General features: G+C 68.3%; 12 protein-coding genes. 7 read left to right on the top strand and 5 right to left on the bottom strand.

All coding sequences use genetic code 11. The features are described from left to right. Nucleotides 1–131: 131 nt before the first annotated feature. A complete protein-coding gene (locus ACOOHF_RS07730; protein ID WP_420464057.1) occupies nt 132–1,586 on the top strand; it encodes an APC family permease in 1,455 nt (484 codons plus the stop codon). A gap of 479 nt (nt 1,587–2,065) precedes the next feature. Here the strand turns inward: ACOOHF_RS07730 and ACOOHF_RS07725 are convergent, their stop codons facing one another. Further along, nucleotides 2,066–2,443, bottom strand: coding sequence for a type II toxin-antitoxin system VapC family toxin (locus tag ACOOHF_RS07725; RefSeq protein ID WP_420464056.1), 378 nt, complete (start codon nt 2,441–2,443; stop codon nt 2,066–2,068). Nucleotides 2,444–2,445: 2 nt separating this feature from the next. After that, nucleotides 2,446–2,697 carry a type II toxin-antitoxin system Phd/YefM family antitoxin gene (locus ACOOHF_RS07720; protein ID WP_420464055.1) on the bottom strand — a complete coding sequence of 84 codons (252 nt, stop codon included), beginning with the start codon at nt 2,695–2,697 and terminating at the stop codon, nt 2,446–2,448. Between the two features lie 213 nt (nt 2,698–2,910). Between ACOOHF_RS07720 and ACOOHF_RS07715 the strand changes: the two genes are divergently transcribed. From ACOOHF_RS07715 to ACOOHF_RS07690, 6 genes are all read left to right on the top strand, one after another. Continuing rightward, nucleotides 2,911–4,098, top strand: coding sequence for a cation:dicarboxylate symporter family transporter (locus tag ACOOHF_RS07715; protein ID WP_420464054.1), 1,188 nt, complete (start codon nt 2,911–2,913; stop codon nt 4,096–4,098). Beyond that, entirely contained in the window at nt 4,091–5,083 is a 993-nt protein-coding gene (locus tag ACOOHF_RS07710) for an aminopeptidase (protein WP_420464053.1), read from the top strand. The genes ACOOHF_RS07715 and ACOOHF_RS07710 overlap by 8 nt, the downstream gene beginning before the upstream one ends. Before the next feature lie 13 nt (nt 5,084–5,096). Next, nucleotides 5,097–6,056: an aminopeptidase gene (locus tag ACOOHF_RS07705; protein ID WP_420464052.1), complete on the top strand. Its 960-nt coding sequence runs from the start codon at nt 5,097–5,099 to the stop codon at nt 6,054–6,056. A gap of 180 nt (nt 6,057–6,236) precedes the next feature. Beyond that, nucleotides 6,237–7,064: a type IV toxin-antitoxin system AbiEi family antitoxin domain-containing protein gene (locus ACOOHF_RS07700; protein ID WP_420464051.1), complete on the top strand. Its 828-nt coding sequence runs from the start codon at nt 6,237–6,239 to the stop codon at nt 7,062–7,064. Continuing rightward, nucleotides 7,061–7,690, top strand: a complete 630-nt coding sequence (locus tag ACOOHF_RS07695) for a nucleotidyl transferase AbiEii/AbiGii toxin family protein (protein ID WP_420464050.1) — start codon at nt 7,061–7,063, stop codon at nt 7,688–7,690. The genes ACOOHF_RS07700 and ACOOHF_RS07695 overlap by 4 nt, the downstream gene beginning before the upstream one ends. Further along, complete coding sequence (locus tag ACOOHF_RS07690) at nt 7,641–7,922, top strand: hypothetical protein (RefSeq protein WP_420464049.1); 282 nt, start codon at nt 7,641–7,643, stop codon at nt 7,920–7,922. The genes ACOOHF_RS07695 and ACOOHF_RS07690 overlap by 50 nt, the downstream gene beginning before the upstream one ends. Here ACOOHF_RS07690 and ACOOHF_RS07685 read toward each other — a convergent pair. The 3 genes from ACOOHF_RS07685 to ACOOHF_RS07675 all read right to left on the bottom strand — a co-directional run bounded on the left by ACOOHF_RS07685 (nt 7,910) and on the right by ACOOHF_RS07675 (nt 16,209). Beyond that, nucleotides 7,910–8,083 (bottom strand): aldo/keto reductase, encoded by a 174-nt coding sequence (locus ACOOHF_RS07685; protein WP_420464347.1) that lies wholly within the window; start codon nt 8,081–8,083, stop codon nt 7,910–7,912. The genes ACOOHF_RS07690 and ACOOHF_RS07685 overlap by 13 nt on opposite strands. Nucleotides 8,084–8,149: 66 nt before the next feature. Then, nucleotides 8,150–10,588, bottom strand: coding sequence for a penicillin-binding protein 1C (pbpC, locus tag ACOOHF_RS07680; RefSeq protein ID WP_420464048.1), 2,439 nt, complete (start codon nt 10,586–10,588; stop codon nt 8,150–8,152). Beyond that, nucleotides 10,585–16,209 carry an alpha-2-macroglobulin family protein gene (locus ACOOHF_RS07675; RefSeq protein ID WP_420464047.1) on the bottom strand — a complete coding sequence of 1,875 codons (5,625 nt, stop codon included), beginning with the start codon at nt 16,207–16,209 and terminating at the stop codon, nt 10,585–10,587. The genes pbpC and ACOOHF_RS07675 overlap by 4 nt, the downstream gene beginning before the upstream one ends. Between the last annotated feature and the right edge of the window lie 9 nt (nt 16,210–16,218).

Below are 16,218 nucleotides of genomic sequence, written 5' to 3'. Positions count from 1 at the left end.
GGGGAGTCGCGTTTACCAGACCGGCGCCCGACGGGTGCTTGGCGGCCTGTGAGACACCGCACCATCTTCCGGGTGTAGGCCTCTCGACCCGCACCGGGGCACACATGGGTCCGACCAGAGACGAGCGAGACATGACCTCGGCTTCAGAGCGCGGACGGGAGAAACTCGGGAGGGGGATCCGGCTCCGGTCCCTCTTCTCGCTCGCCTTCGGCACGATCATCGGCGTCGGCTGGATCATCGTCATGGGCGCGTGGCTGAGCGGGGCCGGCGCGGTCGGGGCGATCATCGCGTTCACGATCGGCGGCCTCGTCATGCTCGCGATCGGCCTCTGCTACGCGGAGATGGCGGCCGCGTACCCGGTCACGGGCGGCGAAGTCGCGTACGTGTTCGAGGCGTGGGGCGCCCGCTGGAGCTTCGCCGCCGCGTGGTTCCTCGGTTTCATCTACATCTTCACCACCTCCTACGAGGCGATCTCGGTCGAGTGGTTGGTCTCCGCGCTCATCCCGGATTTCGGCGGCCCCGTCATCTACACCCTGCTCGGCCAGGAGGTGAGGCTGTGGAGCCTCGCCCTCGGACTCGCGGTGATGGCCGCCATCACGATCATCAACTATCGGGGCGGGAAGACGGCCGCGTGGTTCCAGGACGTGATGACGGCCGGGCTCATCATCCTGACGGCGATCTTCGTCGTCGCGGGCCTGGCGGGAGGCAGCGTCGCCAACCTCGAGCCGATGTTCACGGGGGAGACACCGAGCGCCGCCCTGGCCGGAGTGGCCGTCGTGCTCGCCACGGCCGCGTTCTGGTACGCGGGCTTCGACACCATCCCCCAGGCGATGGAGGAGGTGGAGGAGGGCGCCAAGCTGCGGCTCCTGCCGCGCGTCATCGGCGCCTCGATCGTGTTCGCGCTCATCTTCTACTGTCTCGTGATCCTCGCGACGGCGATGAGCATGTCGCGCCCGGAGCTGCTCGCGTCCGAACTTCCGGCCGCCGCGGCGATCGAGGCCGCCTTCGACTCTCCCCTGCTCGGCCGGATCGTGCTGTTCGCCGGGCTGTGCGGACTGATCACGACGTGGAACGCGCTCTTCTTTGCCGGCACGCGGATCATCTTCGCGATGGCGCGCGCCCACATGATCCCGCACCGTCTCGCGAAGGTGCACGATCGGTACGGTTCACCGTCCGCGGCCGTCCTCTTCGTCGCCGTCATGGGCGCCGTCGGCACCCTCTTCGGGCGGAACGCGATCCTGGTCATCGTGGGTGCCGGATCGATCTCGGCGGCGCTCGTCTTTCTGGTGGTCGTGCTCGGCGTCATCCGGCTCCGGAAGACGAAACCCGATCACCCGCGGCCCTACCGCGTGCCCGGAGGCCGTGCGTTCCTGTACCTGAGCGCCGCGCTCGCGCTCGCGCTGGCGGGGGTCGCCACCTGGGAGCCGTTCCGCGCCGCGGGCCGGATCCCCCCGGAGTGGATGGTGCTCGGCGTCTGGGCCGCCCTCGGCCTCGCCTTCTACCGGGCCGCCGCCCCCCTGCGCAAGGCCGTCAGCGACGAAAAGCTGCGCTGGCTCATCCTCAGCGACGACGACTCGACGGAGTAGGACCGGGGTGAGGTGGGGTCTCGGCGGTGAGGCTGATGTAGTACCGTGGATGAACTTGAAGTCGAGTGAATCATGCGCCTGCGGCTCGAGGGTGAACGCCGGCGAACGGGTCTGCTGGACGGAAAAAGGAGACGGCGGATGGCATTCGGAATCGCGTTTATCGTGCTCTCGACTATCGCGATGGTGCGGATGGCTGGGGAGCTGCGGAGTGGCAGCCCGCGTTGGTACAGAGTCGGCGTGTTGGGGCTGGTGACGTGTAGCGGCCTACTGGTGGGTGTGTGGTCGGTTGTGGAGAACCTTGTGTAGACCCGCACGCGCTATGTCCACACGATGAGCACCAGTCGACGCAGCTTCCTCCGACGGTCGGCGGGCGCGCTGGCCCTGGCGCCGATCGTGCCCGTCCGACAGGAGCGGGATCGACGCCGCGATCGCAGCGATTGTGGCTCGCTGCACGTGACCCCCTTCACAGGTGACGTTGGTCAAGCCCGCAGCGTGGGCACGTCGTAGAGCGTAATGCGCGAATCGCGTGTGACCAGGATGAGCCCTTCAGCCTGGGCTTGAGAGATGAGCATTCTGTCGAACGGGTCGCGGTGGTGCGGCGGCAGGGTTGCGGCTCGCTCCGCGTGATCGAACGTCAGTGGCAGGTGCGCGAACCGTTTTTCCTCCACCATGGCCGCCAGGTTATCCGGTGCGACAAGTCGCCCCTTGGCCTTCTTGATCGCGATTTCCCAACCCGAGACCGCGCTCACGAACACTGCGTTGCCCGGGTCCGCGATGGCCTGCCGTGCCGACTCGGCGATATGATGAAAGTCGGACACCCACCAGAGGAACGTGTGCGTGTCCAGCAGCAGCCGCATTGTCAGTCAGCGCCCGGGAAAATCCTGGAGTTTTCGAACGCGGCAGTGATCTCTTCGTCGTCGTCGTCAAAGTCCGGAGCGATCACGATCTGACCCTCGAGACCTCCCGGCTGTCGAGGTTCGACGGGTTCCTGGTAGGGCGTCAGGCGCACCCACGGTTGTCCCGAGTTGCAGATCACCACCTCTTCCCCTTCTCGGGCCAGCTTGGCCAGGCGGGACAGCTGTGACTTCGCTTCGTGCATGTTGACCTTCATGGGATTGCCTTTCCTCACTTCAACGGTCTAGCTAGCCTAAGCTTAGCTAAGTCACTCCGGATCAGCAGCGGATTGGTCCACGAGCCGTCGCGCGCGCGCGGCTGTTTTCACGCTGGACGAGGGTCAGCCGCCGGGTAAGTCTCATGCTTGACCGTCATGCCGGTATCAAACGCGAGCATCAACGAGAATCGAGAGGAGCAGCGACTGCCTCCGATGCGCAGGATTCCCACGTATGTGTGGACGCTTCTGGCTCTGGTGGCGGGTCTGGCCGGCGGCGGTCTCTTTCCCGACGCGCTCTCGCCCGTAGCGGATGCTACGTCGACGCTCATTGCCTGGGTCGTCGCGGTCGTGCCGGTGCTGATCCTCGCGGCCCTCAGCCCAGCCATCGCCACGCTGGTGCGGCGAGGACTCGCCGGGCGCTTCGCCGGCGCAGTCGTCCTCTGGTACGTCTTCACCTCGACCGTCGCCGGGCTTATCGCCCTCGTGACGTCCGCCGCGATCTTCCGCATCCCTCTGACCACAGCGGATCGGGGCGTCTGGACCGAGGCCGCCGCGATGCTCCGGAGTCTGGGAGAGGGCGGGGCTTCGTGGCCGCTGCTGGCGATCCTCGCTGGCGTCCTGCTGGGATTCTTCGGCGCCCGCCACGATCCCACCTACCGGGCGCTCAGAAGAGTCGCCGACGCCATCGAGCGGGCGGGCGGGCGGCTGGCGTACGTCATGCTGCCGCTCATCCTCGCCTTCGGAGTCACCCTGGGCGTACGCTTCGGCGCGAGTCTGGGTCTCTCGCACTACCTGACCATGACCGCCTACACGGCCGGGCTCGTCCTCGTCTGGTGGGCGTTCTACACGTTCGTGCTCGTGCGCAGGGTCGGACGCCGGCCGGTGGGGCCCGTCCTGAGAGGCTACTACGTGCCGACCGCCGTCTTCGCCGCGGGCACCTGCTCGTCGCTGGCGACGCTTCCCGTCAATCTCGCGAACGCGAAGAAGGTCGGCGTGCGCGACGAGGTGGCCGACTTCGTCCTCCCGTTCGGCGCGGTCGTGAACCTCGACGCGAGCGCCCTGGCCTACCTCGCGTACGGGCCCTTCGTCGTGAGTTACGTCTTCGGCCTGGAGCTCAGCTGGATGATGATGCTCGCCGCGTGGCCGGCCGTCGTCCTGTTCACGATCGCGGCACCGGGGCTGCCGGCCGGGATGGGGACCGCGCTGTGGAGCGCGACGCTGTTCGCGAGCATCCTGGGGCTCGAGGGACAGGCGCAGGGCGAGTTCATCGCGAGTTGGATCGCGCTCTCCGGCGGCCTCCCGGACATGCTGCGCACGGCGACCAACACCACCGGGGACGGCTACACGGCGATCATCTTCGACGGCCGTTTCGACCAGTTCTTCGCGAGGGACCGTGGCTGACGGAACCGAGGCCGGGTCGAGGGTGGACCTGTCGCCGGGCGCCCGCCGGCTGGTACACGTAAACGGGCGCGTCCAGCCGGGTGAGGCGGTGGTCGTCGTGACTGACCCGACGATGCGGCGGTACGCGGAGGCGGTCGCGGCGGCCGCCCGCGAGGCCGGAGCCGCGGTCACCGTCTGCATCATTCCGATTCGGGACCAGGACGGACAGGAGCCGCCCCCGCCCGTCGCGCGGGCCATGGCCGAGGCGGCCGTGATCTTCTCGCCGGTACGAATCTCGATCACACACACGCGGGCGATGCGAGCGGCCCTCGAAGCGGGGGCGCGCGTGTGCATGATGACGGCCTACACCGACGCGATCATGACCAGCCGCGCGCTGCTCGAGACCGACTTCGAGGCGCAGGCCAACATCTGTCGCCGCCTCGGCGCGGCGTTCACGGAGGGGGAGTCCGTACGGCTCACCTCCCCGCGCGGCACCGATCTCCGCTTCGGGATCGAGGGCCGCGTCGCCAACGTCCTGACGAACATCCCGGAGCCCGGAGAACTGGCGCCGGTCCCCGACATCGAGGTCAACGTGGTGCCGGTGACCGGCTCGGCCGAGGGCACGCTCATCGCCGATGCCTCGGTCCCCTACCTCGGCATCGGCCTGCTGGAAGAGCCAATCGTCTGCGGGGTGCGCGATGGCCTTATCGCCGAGATGACCGGCGGGGCACAGGCCGACTTCCTCCGGGAGCACCTGGAGTCCTTCGGGGACCCACACTGCTTCAACGTCGCGGAGCTGGGCGTCGGCCTGAACCCGAACGCCCGCCTCACCGGAGAGATGCTCGAGGACGAGGGTGTCATGGGCACGATCCATATCGGTATCGGCACCAGCCACACTCTCGGAGGCGAAATCGTGGCGCCGACCCACTACGATCTGCTCATGTGGGAGCCGACGATCGCCGTAGACGGCCGCATCGTGCAGCGAGACAGGCATGTGCTGGTATGAGACAAGCTCTCGCATGAGAAAGGGAGCGGAGATCCTCGTGCGGACGTGCGCCAACGTTCGGGCGTCCGAGAACGTGGTCATCGTCACGGACTCCGAGCGAATGGCCATCGCCCGGGCCGTCGCCGATGCGGCGCTCGAAGTCGGAGCCGTCTCCAGCATCGTGATGCCGCCCGAACGGTCGATCGACAACGAGGAGCCGGGACCAGCCGTGGCCGCGGCAATCTCCGCCGCCGATGTCGTCTTCCTGCCTGTCACGCTCGCCATGGCGCACACCCGCGCCGTCCGCGAGGCCATCGGCGCGGGGGCCCGAGTTCTCTCGATGACCGCGTTCACCGAGCGGATGATGCGCGAAGGTGGGCTGTTCACGGACTTCCGGGCGCGGAGACCGCTATGTCAGGCCCTCGCGGCGAGGCTTACCGCTGGCGAACGCCTGCGGGTGACCAACCCAGCCGGCACCGACCTCGCCATGAGCCTGCGAGGCGTGACCGGGAACAGCCACGCCTGTCTACTGGACGGCTCCGGCTTCTCAGCGGTCCCCAACATCGAAGCCAACTGCGCCCCCGCGCAGGGCACCGCCGAGGGCGTGTTCGTCTGCGACGGGAGCATCCCCTACTACGGAGTGGGCCCTATACGTGAACCGGTGACCTTCCGGATCACCCAGGGCTTCGTCACCGACATCGAGGGTGGCGACCAGGCCACATTCCTCGCCGACCTGCTGGCCCGACAGGACGACCCGTGGGTCTACAACCTGGCCCAGTTCGCCTTCGGCCTGAACCCGGCCTGCACAGAGTTCACGGGCGAGATGCTCAACGACGAAGGCGTGAACGGCACCGTCCACATCGGCATCGGCACGTCCGCCAACCTCGGCGGCACGGTCTCCGCCAAGACGCATTTCGACGCCGTGGCCCGCGCCCCGGCTGTGTGGATCGATGACGAGCCAGTGCTCTCGGCCGGCGAGATCCTCATCGCGTGATCGGCTCCTTACCCGTCGGTCACGAAGTCGAGGGCCTCCGCCCGCATGAACGACTCAACTGGTCGCCTGGCAGGGGGCTCCGTTCCTGCCCCCGCCTCGAGTCGGACTCTACAGAAGGCTTGGAGAATCCATCATCGGCTATTATATTTCGATACGTTATACACTGATGCAGGAGCGGTAATGGCGTATCGTAATATAATCAGCCTCAGCGATGCCGAAGCGTCATTTCTTACGACCCTGGCGGCAAGTGGGAAGCAGATCTTCGTCATGGAGGATGGGTACGACGTGCTCGGCCAAGGCAAGGCGACCAGGGACGCCTTGTCACGACTCGCCGACAAGGGCTGGCTGGAGCGCATTGAGAAGGGGAAGTACCTCATCGTTCCACTCGAAGCCGGCCCCGATCGCATCTGGACCGAGGACGCCCACGTCATTGCGGGACACCTGGTGAGTCCCAGCATGGTCAGCCACTGGTCCGCACTCAACTACTGGAACCTCACCGAGCAGGTCCCCCGCGTCACCTACGTCCAGACGACCGCCCGAAAGGAGAACCGCAGGCCGCGGGTCCTCGGGATGCAGTTCCGGATCGTTCGCGTGAAGCCTCGGAAGTTCTTCGGTAGCCACGGATACGGCGCCGGAGAATCACAGGTCGAGGTCACGGATCGGGAAAAGACGATCGTGGATTGTCTCGACAGGCCCGACCTAAGCGGAGGACTGGACCAGGTCCGCAGGGCGTTGCTTGCAGGAGACGGCGACTTCGACTGGGACCGCACGACGACGTATCTGCGCCGCTTCGGCTCCGGTGCCGTCGTGAAACGTTTCGGGTTCCTGGTCGAGACTCTCGAGCTTACCCATCCTCCGGAGCCGAGGATGCTCGATGAATGGCTGGCTCTCCGCACGGCCGGAATCAGCAAACTCGATCCGTCCACTCCAGGAGAGCCCCATCGGATCGCCACCCGCTGGCGTATCGAGGTCAATCTCCCGGAGGAAGGGCTCCTGAGGCGGACATGATTCGGGACGCGGAGATCCGCCGGCGCGCACGATTGGCGGGAGTCGAACCTCGGACCATGGAGCTGGATTACGCACTCGGATGGGCCCTCCGGGGAATCGCCGGCCACCCCTACCTGGCCCCGCGACTGGTCTTCAAGGGTGGGACCTGCCTGCGCAAGTGCTACTTCCCGGACTACCGGTTCTCGGAAGACCTCGACTACACCGCAACGCAGTGGTTCGGCTGGGAGGAGTTCGAGGAAGCCGTAACCGAGGCGTTCGCGGAAGTTCAGAGGGCCGGCGGTATCAACTTCGGGGCCCGGAACCCGAGGTTGAGAGTCATCGACGGTGAGTACGGGCGCGAGAGCCTACAGTTCACGATCTACTGGCGGGGGCCCCATGCCTCGGGTGGATCCCCGCCCGGCCTTCGCCTCGATATCACTCGGAACGAAGTGCTGGCATTCGCCCCCGTGTCGCGCCCGGTGTTTCATCCCTTCTCCGACGCGGACGATCTGGGAGAGTTCCGGGTGAGGTGCTACTCCCTGGAAGAAGTCATGTCCGAAAAAGGTCCGGGCGGTCCTCGGCCAACGGATCTACGCCGTGTCGAGAGATCTATACGACATCTTCTCGCTCCTGGAGCACGTGGATGAGCGGAAGGTACAAGCCAGCCTGCCCCGGAAACTGGATGCCAGAGAAGTCGATTTGAAGGCTATCCACCTGCATCGCATGACGGAGCGCAAGGACGAGTTCCGGGCCGACTGGGAGCGGAACCTGGCTGCCCTGCTTCCTCCGGGCGCTGAGCGGGAGTTCGACGAGGTATGGGATAGGGTAGCGGAATATGTGGGACGGGTCGCCAAAGGGCTGCGTGGTCAGAAATCCTGAACCAGGTCCCGCATGCGGCGCTTCGTCGCCTCGTCCGGGAGGCGGCCGAAGGCGGCCCCGATGTTGTCCTCCATGTGCTCCGGATTCGTCGTCTCGGTGAGCGCGCACGTCACGGCGGGATGCGCGAGGATGTACTTGAGCGAGAACTGCGCCCAGCTCAGGCAGTCGAACTCGGATACCGGTGCTTTCCGGCGGAGAGATCGTCATCGCCCCGTGAACGAACAGCCTCACCGGGGTTGGCCCGCTCCCTCCGCCCTCGCCAGCACCTCGAACCCCCGGCGCGCCCGGTTCCCCATCTCGTCCACCACCGTCACGACATGCCACCCATCGGCAACGTCCAGCGCCTGCTCGTGGAAGACGCTCGTCGATCCCACATATCGGTCGTCCAGGTGCCAGTGCAGGGTGGCGTCCGGGTCCCGGTGCGCCGCCGCGAAGACCGCCCGCCCCTTCCGTCCCCCCAGCTCGACCGGGATATAGATGCGGGTCCCGTCATCCGGGTACAGGAAATCGACCGGACTGCGCGCCGACGCCTCGGCCGAGGTCTCTGCACAGTCCGCCCGATAAGCCGGCAGCGGACGATATCCGGCATTCCACCGCCGGTAGAACGACTCCTGCCCGGGGGGTAGCACGAACCAGGTCTCGTGTGACATCGCATGCACGGACGCGCACCTGCCGTGAACGCGCAGTCCGCTGGACGGATCCAGATGCACCGTTCGGTGGTGCGGGCTCGGGCGCTCGAAGTGGCTGTCCCTCGGGGCCCAGCCCACGGTGGTTTCGCAGCCCCCCGCGGCGCGATACCCGTCGGACCGGCACACCTTCACTTCCCTCAGGTGCGCCTCCGGCCTGGGGAACCACTCTTCCCCCTCCAGGCGGTTCACGATGTCGAAGAGCACCGGCGCGGCGGCTCCGATCCCGGTCAACTCCGGCCGCCCCTCCCCGCTCGCATTCCCCGCCCACACCCCCACCGTGTACCGTGCCGTCACGCCGACAGCCCAGCCGTCCCGGTGACCGTAGCTGGTTCCCGTCTTCCACCCCACCCTTCGCCCGTCCCCAAACACACGCCATTGGGATTCCGCCCCGGGCCGGGCCACATCGACCAGGGCCTCCAGAGTGAGCCACGCGGCCCCCACGCTCAGCGGGGCCCTGCCAGCGGTCGCGGGCGGCGCGTCCGCGAGGATTCGTGGGCGGTAGAGACCGGGTGCAAGTCCCCCTGCGGCTCGCCCACGCGCGAGCTCCCCGGCGGCTTGTCCGGATGCCGGCGACCCCGCCCCACCCCCGATCCGCGCCACATTCGCATACATCCCCGTGATGTCCCACAGCGTCCCCTCGGCCCCCCCGAGCACCAGCGTCAGCCCGTAGTCGCCGGGCGGACGATGCAGCGTGGTCATCCCCATCCCGCGCAGGAAGTCGTAGAACCGGTCCACCCCGTGGCGCCGCAACATCCACACGGCAGGCACGTTCAGCGAACGCGCCAGTGCCGTCCGGGCCGGGACCGCTCCCCGGAACTCCCGGTCGTAGTTCTCGGGCCGGTATCCCGCGAACTGGGACGGAATATCCGGCACGAGCGTCTCGGGCAGGATCTCCCCCGCGTCCAGCATCCGCGCGAAGAGCAGCGGCTTCAGGATGCTCCCGGTGCTGCGCGGACGCCGGATCAGGTCGATCGCGTGGCCGGTGCCCTCACCCACCGCCCACCGGCTGTTGCCCACATACGCGACCACTTCGAAGGTGCGGTTGTCGACCACGAGAGCAGCCAGGTGGCGGATGCCCATCGAGGCCAGCGAGCGCGACTGCCGCGACGCGACATCTCCCACCAGCCGCTGCAGCGCCGCGTCCAGCGTGCTCGCGTACCTCCGCCCCGCCCCTCCGTCCCCCGCCGCCAGCGTCTGCAGCAGATGTGGTGCCACCTGTGGCAACGGCCGGGGCGCGTCCGGCAGCGGTTCCAGCAGGGCCAGCTCCAGCTCCTCGGCGTCGATCGTCCCGGTTTCCTGCAAGCGTCCCAAGAGTCGGTCCCGCTTCTCCAGCAGTTCGGCACGGCTTCGCCCCGGATGCACCGCACCCGGGTTGTTCGGCAGGACCGCCAGCATCGCGGCCTCGGCCCAGGACAGATCGGCGGGCCCCCTGCCGAAGTAGCGCCACGCCGCGGCCTCCAGCCCGACCACGTTCCCGCCGAAGGGCGCGTGGGCGGCGTAGAGTGCGAGCACCTCGTCCTTGTCGGTGCCGAGTTCGAGCCGGAGCGCGAGCGCCGCCTCGACGAACTTCTCCCGGTAGGTGCGGGGACGGGAGCCGCGCGACATGCGGATCACCTGCATCGTGATCGTGCTGCCGCCGCCTACTACCTTGCCCGCTCGCAGGTTGGTCCACGCCGCCCTGGCCAGCGCGAGCGGGTCGACCCCGGGGTGCCAGCGGAAGCGCTGGTCCTCGGCGGCGATCACGGCGGCCGCGTACTTCCCGGGAACCGAGTCGCGCCCGGGAAAACGCCACTGCCCGTCCGACGCGATCCGCGCGCCCAGCAGCGACCCGTCACGCGCCTCCAGGACGGACGACACCGGGTCGTCGAAGAGTGGGTCGGGAAGCCGCGTGGCGAAGCCGCTCGCCACGACGAAGCCGGCGGCCGCACAGGCCCACACGGCCGCTCGCCGGGGCCGGCGCGCCCACAGAAGCCTCACTGCTCGTTCCCCTCGCCATCGACCACGCGCACTCTCATCCCCTTGATGCGCGCGTACACCGAGGCGTCGTACATGGCCTCGACCGAGACCGTCGGCAGGTAGTAGTCGCCCAGATAGGCGGCGTTGAATCGCATGGAGAGGGTGAATCGCTCTCCGTCGCCGAGCGAGAAGTAGGTGAGGACCCGGTCGTCGCGCACGTCCTGGTAGTCGATCCGGTCGTCCCCCGGCCCTTCGCCCTCATCCATCCTCGCGTTGTGAATCTCCCACCCCGACGGCGCGCGGTACTCCAGCGCCAGATCCCGCAGGTCCCGTCCCGACTCGTTCCGGACCGTGACCCTGGCCTGCAGGTCGGTCCCCTGCAGAAGCTGGCGAACATCGACCGGTCCGCCATCGGGGGCCGCGTAGATCACCTCGACCGCCAGTCCGGACGAAGCCGCCGACTCGTCTCCCGCCGCGGGCGAGCCCCGGGTCACCAGACTCACGAAGAGCGGCGCGTCCGAGGTGTTCCTCACCTCCACCCGACCCCCTTGCTCCGCGATCCCCGCGAGATGCTCGGAATAGACCGGGGAAGAAGACACCGCCTCCGTCACATCGTCCCCCGCCCGGCGCTCGAAAGTGAACGTCCCGGACCGCTCGCCCAGCCCGTAGAACCGTGCCATCGCCTGGAGCGCGTAGGCGACGGAATGCGTCCCGTGCCAATCGTCCGAATAGAGGGCGGCCGAGATCTCCTCGGCGACCCGGGTCGCCTGGGTCTCGCGGTCCAGCGTCACCAGGGCTTCGAGTTGAATGCCGCGATCACGCAGCGGAGATCCCATGCTCCAGCCGGGCGCCGCGTACTCCGCGATCCGGTCGTCGTCGCGAAGCAGGCGGATACCGGGCCCCACCCCGGCGAGTCCGTAAGCCGCGGCGAGGTGCCAGCGGGCCGCGGTCGCCAGACCGCCCGTCTGACGCAGCCGGTTCATGGCGCCGACCTCGTAGTCGCCGGCCCGCGCGAGCGTGTACAGCCGGTATGCCTGGTCCATCGCCGGCGTGTCACCGCGGCTTCTCCACGAGCGCGCGCGGCGGTTCTGGTGGGCTTTCCAGCTCGAGATCACCTCCGGATCGACGTAGTAGCCCAGCCGCTCGGCCTCGATCATGAAGTGGCCCGCGTAGTTCGTCACCCATGCGTTGCGGGCGTTCGCGGTCGAATACGTGCCCGGCCAGTACGAAAACCCGCCGGACGACACCTGGAAGCCCCGCAGGCGGTCGATCCCGGCCTGCACGTTCTCCTCCACCCGAGCCCGGTCGTCGGCGTCGAGGTTCACCAGCAGCGGCAGGTACATCTGCGCGAAAACCGCCGAGACGATCTGCTCCAGGCACCCGTGCGGGTAGCGCACGAGGTATCCGAGGCGCGCCTCGAGGTTGAGCGGCGGGAGCGGCGTGACCTCCAGCGTCGCCGAGTTGGTCCCCGGTATCCCGTGCGGATCCACCTCGGCCCTCCACTCCTCGCCGGGCGCGATCCGGGCCCTCAGCTGGGTGGCCGTGGCGGGGTTCGTCATGCGGATCGGCAGGGCGATCTCCGAGCGCGCGCGGTGCTCTCCGGCCACCGCGGCGAAGCGCAGGACGCCCACGCCGGGCCGGTCGCCCGCGCGGATCCGCAGCCGCGCCAACTGCTCCTCGGCGCCGTCGAAGTTGACCGTTTCGCTGGCGCTCCCCACCACCTGGAACTCCTCGCCGACGTCCAGGGTCACGGTGGCCCGTTCGATGCCCTCCTCCATTGCGAAGAGCGACACCGGAACAGCGATCTCCTCACCCGGACCCACGACGCGGGGCACGGTGGCCAGGAGCGACAGCGGCTGCCGTACGAAGACCGACTGCGAGGCCGAACCGTAGGCGCCCTCGTGGCCCGCGACGACCATCGCGCGCACCTGCCCGATGTACTCCGGGATGTCGACCGAGTGCGTCCCGATCTGCCCGGGCCGCAGGGTGAACGGCCCCAGAAACCGCACCACCGGCGGGAACCGGCTGCGCTCCCGCTCCTGCAGCTCCACCGCGTCGTCCCCGCCCAGGGCGAGCAACCGCTCCAGTTCCGCGCTGTAGGCACCGGCCACTTCGTCGAAGATGTCCCAGGTGGAGACCCCGAGCGCTTCCTTGCTGAAGAAGTGCTCGTGCAGATCGGGCGTCTCGTAGTTGGTGAGGCCCAGAAGCCCTTCGTCCACAACGGCAAGCGTGTAGGTCATGGGCCGGTCCGCCACCTCGGACACCCGCACGGTGGCGGTCGTATCGGGACGCCACTCTTCGGGAACCGCGATCTGCGGCCGCAGCACCGTCGCCGGATCCTCCACCTCGAGCGGAATCACCCCGTAGAGGCGGATCGGCAGGTCGTTGGCGCGGTCCGAGTGCGGCTGGATCAGGCTGACGCCCACGTAGACGTTCGGGCTCATCTCCGCGGTGATCGGCACCTCGAAGCGCGCGCGCCCGCCGCCCATCTCCACCCAGCGCTGGTCGAGGATCCTCGTACCCGTTTCCAGGGTGACGAGCGCCCGGCCGGTGTTCGCCTCCGGCAGCTGAATCTCGGCTACGTCACCCACCTCGTAGCTCGTCGTGTCGGCCAGCAGCGTGAGCACACTCGCCCCGTCGCCAGACTGCTCCTGCGGCCGGCCGGCCCAGCCGGGCCAGTCGATGTACACGGTCCTGCCGGTGCAGTGCCCGCCTTCGGTGTCGCACGCCCGCAGCAGATACCGGCCCCAGTCCGGGTAGCTGACCCTGAAGTTCCAGCTTCCGCGCCCGTCCGTCGTGACGACCCGCCCCCGGGCCACCACCGAGCTGTGCTCCGACTCGGAGTAGCGGGCCAGCGATTCCGCGGAGCGGTCCCACCACCAGCGCCAGTCGATTTTGTAGAGGGTGAGGTCGACCGAATCGGCCGACACCGGCCCGCCGCCGGGAGCAATCGTCGCGACCTGGACCGTGTGCACCGTGTCGGTGAGGAGCATGCCTCGCCGCGTGTCGCCGAGGGGTAGCCGGACCCCGACGTAGCGGTCGTAGGGGGAGAAGCGCAGGCTGCGCCGGTTGGTGCTGAAGGCCCCGCCCGGCTCGAAGATACGGGTGGTGAAGGTTGCCGAGAGCATCCCGGGGGAATGGCCGCCGGGTGCCAGCTCCGTGGTGAAGGCGGTATGGCCCTCGTCGTCCAGCGTGCCTTCGAAGACCGTGAGCGGCTCGTCGAGGTAATCGCGCGCGGGGTCGTCGAAGACGTAGTCCGAAAACCGGGTGAAGGCGGTGGGGACGGACCGGAACGTCACCTGCACATCGGTGTTGAGGTTGCGCGCCACGGCACCGCTCAGCCATTGCCCCGACAGGGTGGCTTCGTGGCGCACGCCGCCCTGAAGGAACTCGCCTTCACCCAGGTCGAGTTCCACCTTCAGGCGGTTGGGCATCACGGTCTCGATCTTGAGCGGGGTCGAGAAGCGAGCCCCTCCGACCTCGACGGCCGCGTTCCAGTTCCCGGTGGGCGCGTCGGCGGCCGTCCTGAGCGCGAAGGCGTAGAAGTCGCCGACCGGGTCGGCGTTGGTGACCGTGTGAACCACCTGGCCCAACGGATTGAGGAGTCGCAGGGTGGCAGGGTGACCTGCCGGCAGCGGATTGTCGGCGTCGTCGAGCACGAAGGTGAGGTGGATGTCGTCGCCGGGACGCCACACCCCGCGCTCGCCGTAGATCGCCCCCTTGAGCCCCTCGTCCACGACTTCGCCACCCACGTCAAAGTGGCTGGTCGGGAGCGCCGTGCCGGGGCTCATCTTCAGGTAGCCCCTCTCTCCGCCCCGCGTGGCCACCGCGTGGTGGGGCTCAGCGGGAAGCGTGGTGCGGGCCAGTCCCCCGGGTCCCGTCACCACGGTCTCGAGCGGCTGGTTCTGGTAGTTCATGAACGTCACCGCCACGCCGCGCATCGGTTCGGAGGTGCGCAGGTCGGTGGTGGCGACCAGGGTGCCGCCCCGGGCGTCCCGCTTTGCCGTCATGCCGATGTTCGAGGCCAGGAAGTTCCGCGAGTCGCCCGCCCGCGAGGACCAGCGGAAGTAGGCATCGACGCAGGGGTCGTTCCGGTCTCTCCAATCGACGGAGCCCTGGTAGGAGGCCTCGATGGCGTCCCAACTGCTGGGCGAGCTCCCCGCGGCCTCCAGGTCGGCCGGCCACGGTTCCTCGAGCACGGGGATCCGATCCTGTGCCTCACTGCACGCGAAGGTGGAGTTGCCGCGGTTGAGCGACAGGGTCAGACGGACCAGGTTTCCCGAGTAGGCACGCACGACGTCGCTCACATCCAGCGTGTACCGCGTCCAGCCCCCGCCCGGTTCTTCCGGCAGCTCGACGGTGCGCCGCCACAGGGTGCGTCCGGTGCGCCGGAGTTCGCGGCCTTCGGACAGGTCGTTGGCCTGCAGGAACTGCCCGATGTTGGTCTCGTACACCCGAAAGGCCGTGACCTGCACCGAGTGCACGTTGGCCGCCTCGATGGGGACGGTCAGCCGGTCCGCCCGCGGGAGCACCACGCCGCGCCCGGCGAAGCGCACGCCGGGCTTCACGTCGACAAACGTCACCTCGGTCTCGCTGCGCTCCTCGAACCGCTTGCCGTCCGCGCTGCGCAGGCCCTCCTCGAGCACGACCGTCACCGTTCCGATGACGCGGTCGCCGGGGATGATCCGGAGTGTGTTGCCCTGCACCTCCAGAGTGATGCTCTCCTCGCCCAGGCTCACCAGCCCGTTGAGGTTCTGGCTCGGGTCGAGCGGGTCGGAAAACCGAACCAGCGCGTACTGTCGGTCGTCCGACTCGGCGCGCACGGTGATCATCCGGAACACGTCCTGCGCCGGGATCGGGATGTCCTGACTGCCCCGCTCGTAGATCGCGATGCCCCGTCCGTTCCAGCGCAGCCGGACCTCGTCGTCGCGCCCGCCGCGGGTCACGCCTTGAACGGCGAAGCGATGATTGAGCCCTTCAGGGCCGTGTTGCCACCGAATCTCCAGGCCGGCCCCGTCCTGCTCGGCGCTGAGAACGCCCTCCACGGCCTCCGAATCCGCGAAGTCCGCGGTCACGATCGATCCGGTCAGAACGAGATCGTCCTCCTCGCCGGACTCCGCGTCCAACCCGTCCACAAGAAGTTCCAGACGTTGCTGCATGACGCTGAAGTCGAACGGGTAGTCGCCCAGGTCGTCGGGCAGGCCCAGGAGACCCTCCCGGACGAGTGTGGCGCGATACTCCTGCCCCGAAGGCAGGTCGGCGGCGGGTGCGAAAACCAGCTCGCGGGTGCTGACGAAGGTGGCCGCGCCCTCCACAGCCGGTTCGAGGACGAGCACGCCGGTCGTGGGACGGCCTATGAGGTACTCGCCCGCCACATCCCGGGTGAAGACGATCGTGATCCTGTCTCGCTTCGAAATGACGCCGTAGGTGCGCTCGCTGATCAGCGATCCCCACCGGGGGTCCTCTGGAGGGGCGGACTCGTCGCATCCTGCGAGGGTGAGGGCGGCGAGGGTGGTGCCCAGGCAGAGGAGGAGGCGGGGGCGCGGTGCCGGATGGGAACCGTGGGCGGTTCGAGCGGGGCGGGGGCTTCTGCCGTGGGCTGCCTTGGCCGGAAAGGCGAAATGAGGCGGGAGAAGAACCATAACCGTTTA

Origin of the sequence: Candidatus Palauibacter sp. (genome assembly GCF_965216145.1) — a bacterium.
GTDB lineage: Bacteria > Gemmatimonadota > Gemmatimonadetes > Palauibacterales > Palauibacteraceae > Palauibacter.
The sequence above is the reverse complement of the archived record's forward strand: the minus strand, read 5'-3'. Positions and strand labels throughout refer to the sequence as shown.

Excerpts from the sequence above, each read along its gene's own strand:
- ACOOHF_RS07730 (WP_420464057.1), top strand. The coding sequence starts at position 132 with ATGACCTCGGCTTCAGAGCGCGGACGGGAGAAACTCGGGAGGGGGATC.
- ACOOHF_RS07715 (WP_420464054.1), top strand. The coding sequence starts at position 2,911 with ATGCGCAGGATTCCCACGTATGTGTGGACGCTTCTGGCTCTGGTGGCG.
- ACOOHF_RS07675 (WP_420464047.1), bottom strand. The coding sequence starts at position 16,209 with ATGGTTCTTCTCCCGCCTCATTTCGCCTTTCCGGCCAAGGCAGCCCAC.
- ACOOHF_RS07700 (WP_420464051.1), top strand. The coding sequence starts at position 6,237 with ATGGCGTATCGTAATATAATCAGCCTCAGCGATGCCGAAGCGTCATTT.
- ACOOHF_RS07695 (WP_420464050.1), top strand. The coding sequence starts at position 7,061 with ATGATTCGGGACGCGGAGATCCGCCGGCGCGCACGATTGGCGGGAGTC.
- ACOOHF_RS07705 (WP_420464052.1), top strand. The coding sequence starts at position 5,097 with ATGAGAAAGGGAGCGGAGATCCTCGTGCGGACGTGCGCCAACGTTCGG.
- ACOOHF_RS07720 (WP_420464055.1), bottom strand. The coding sequence starts at position 2,697 with ATGAAGGTCAACATGCACGAAGCGAAGTCACAGCTGTCCCGCCTGGCC.
- ACOOHF_RS07725 (WP_420464056.1), bottom strand. The coding sequence starts at position 2,443 with ATGCGGCTGCTGCTGGACACGCACACGTTCCTCTGGTGGGTGTCCGAC.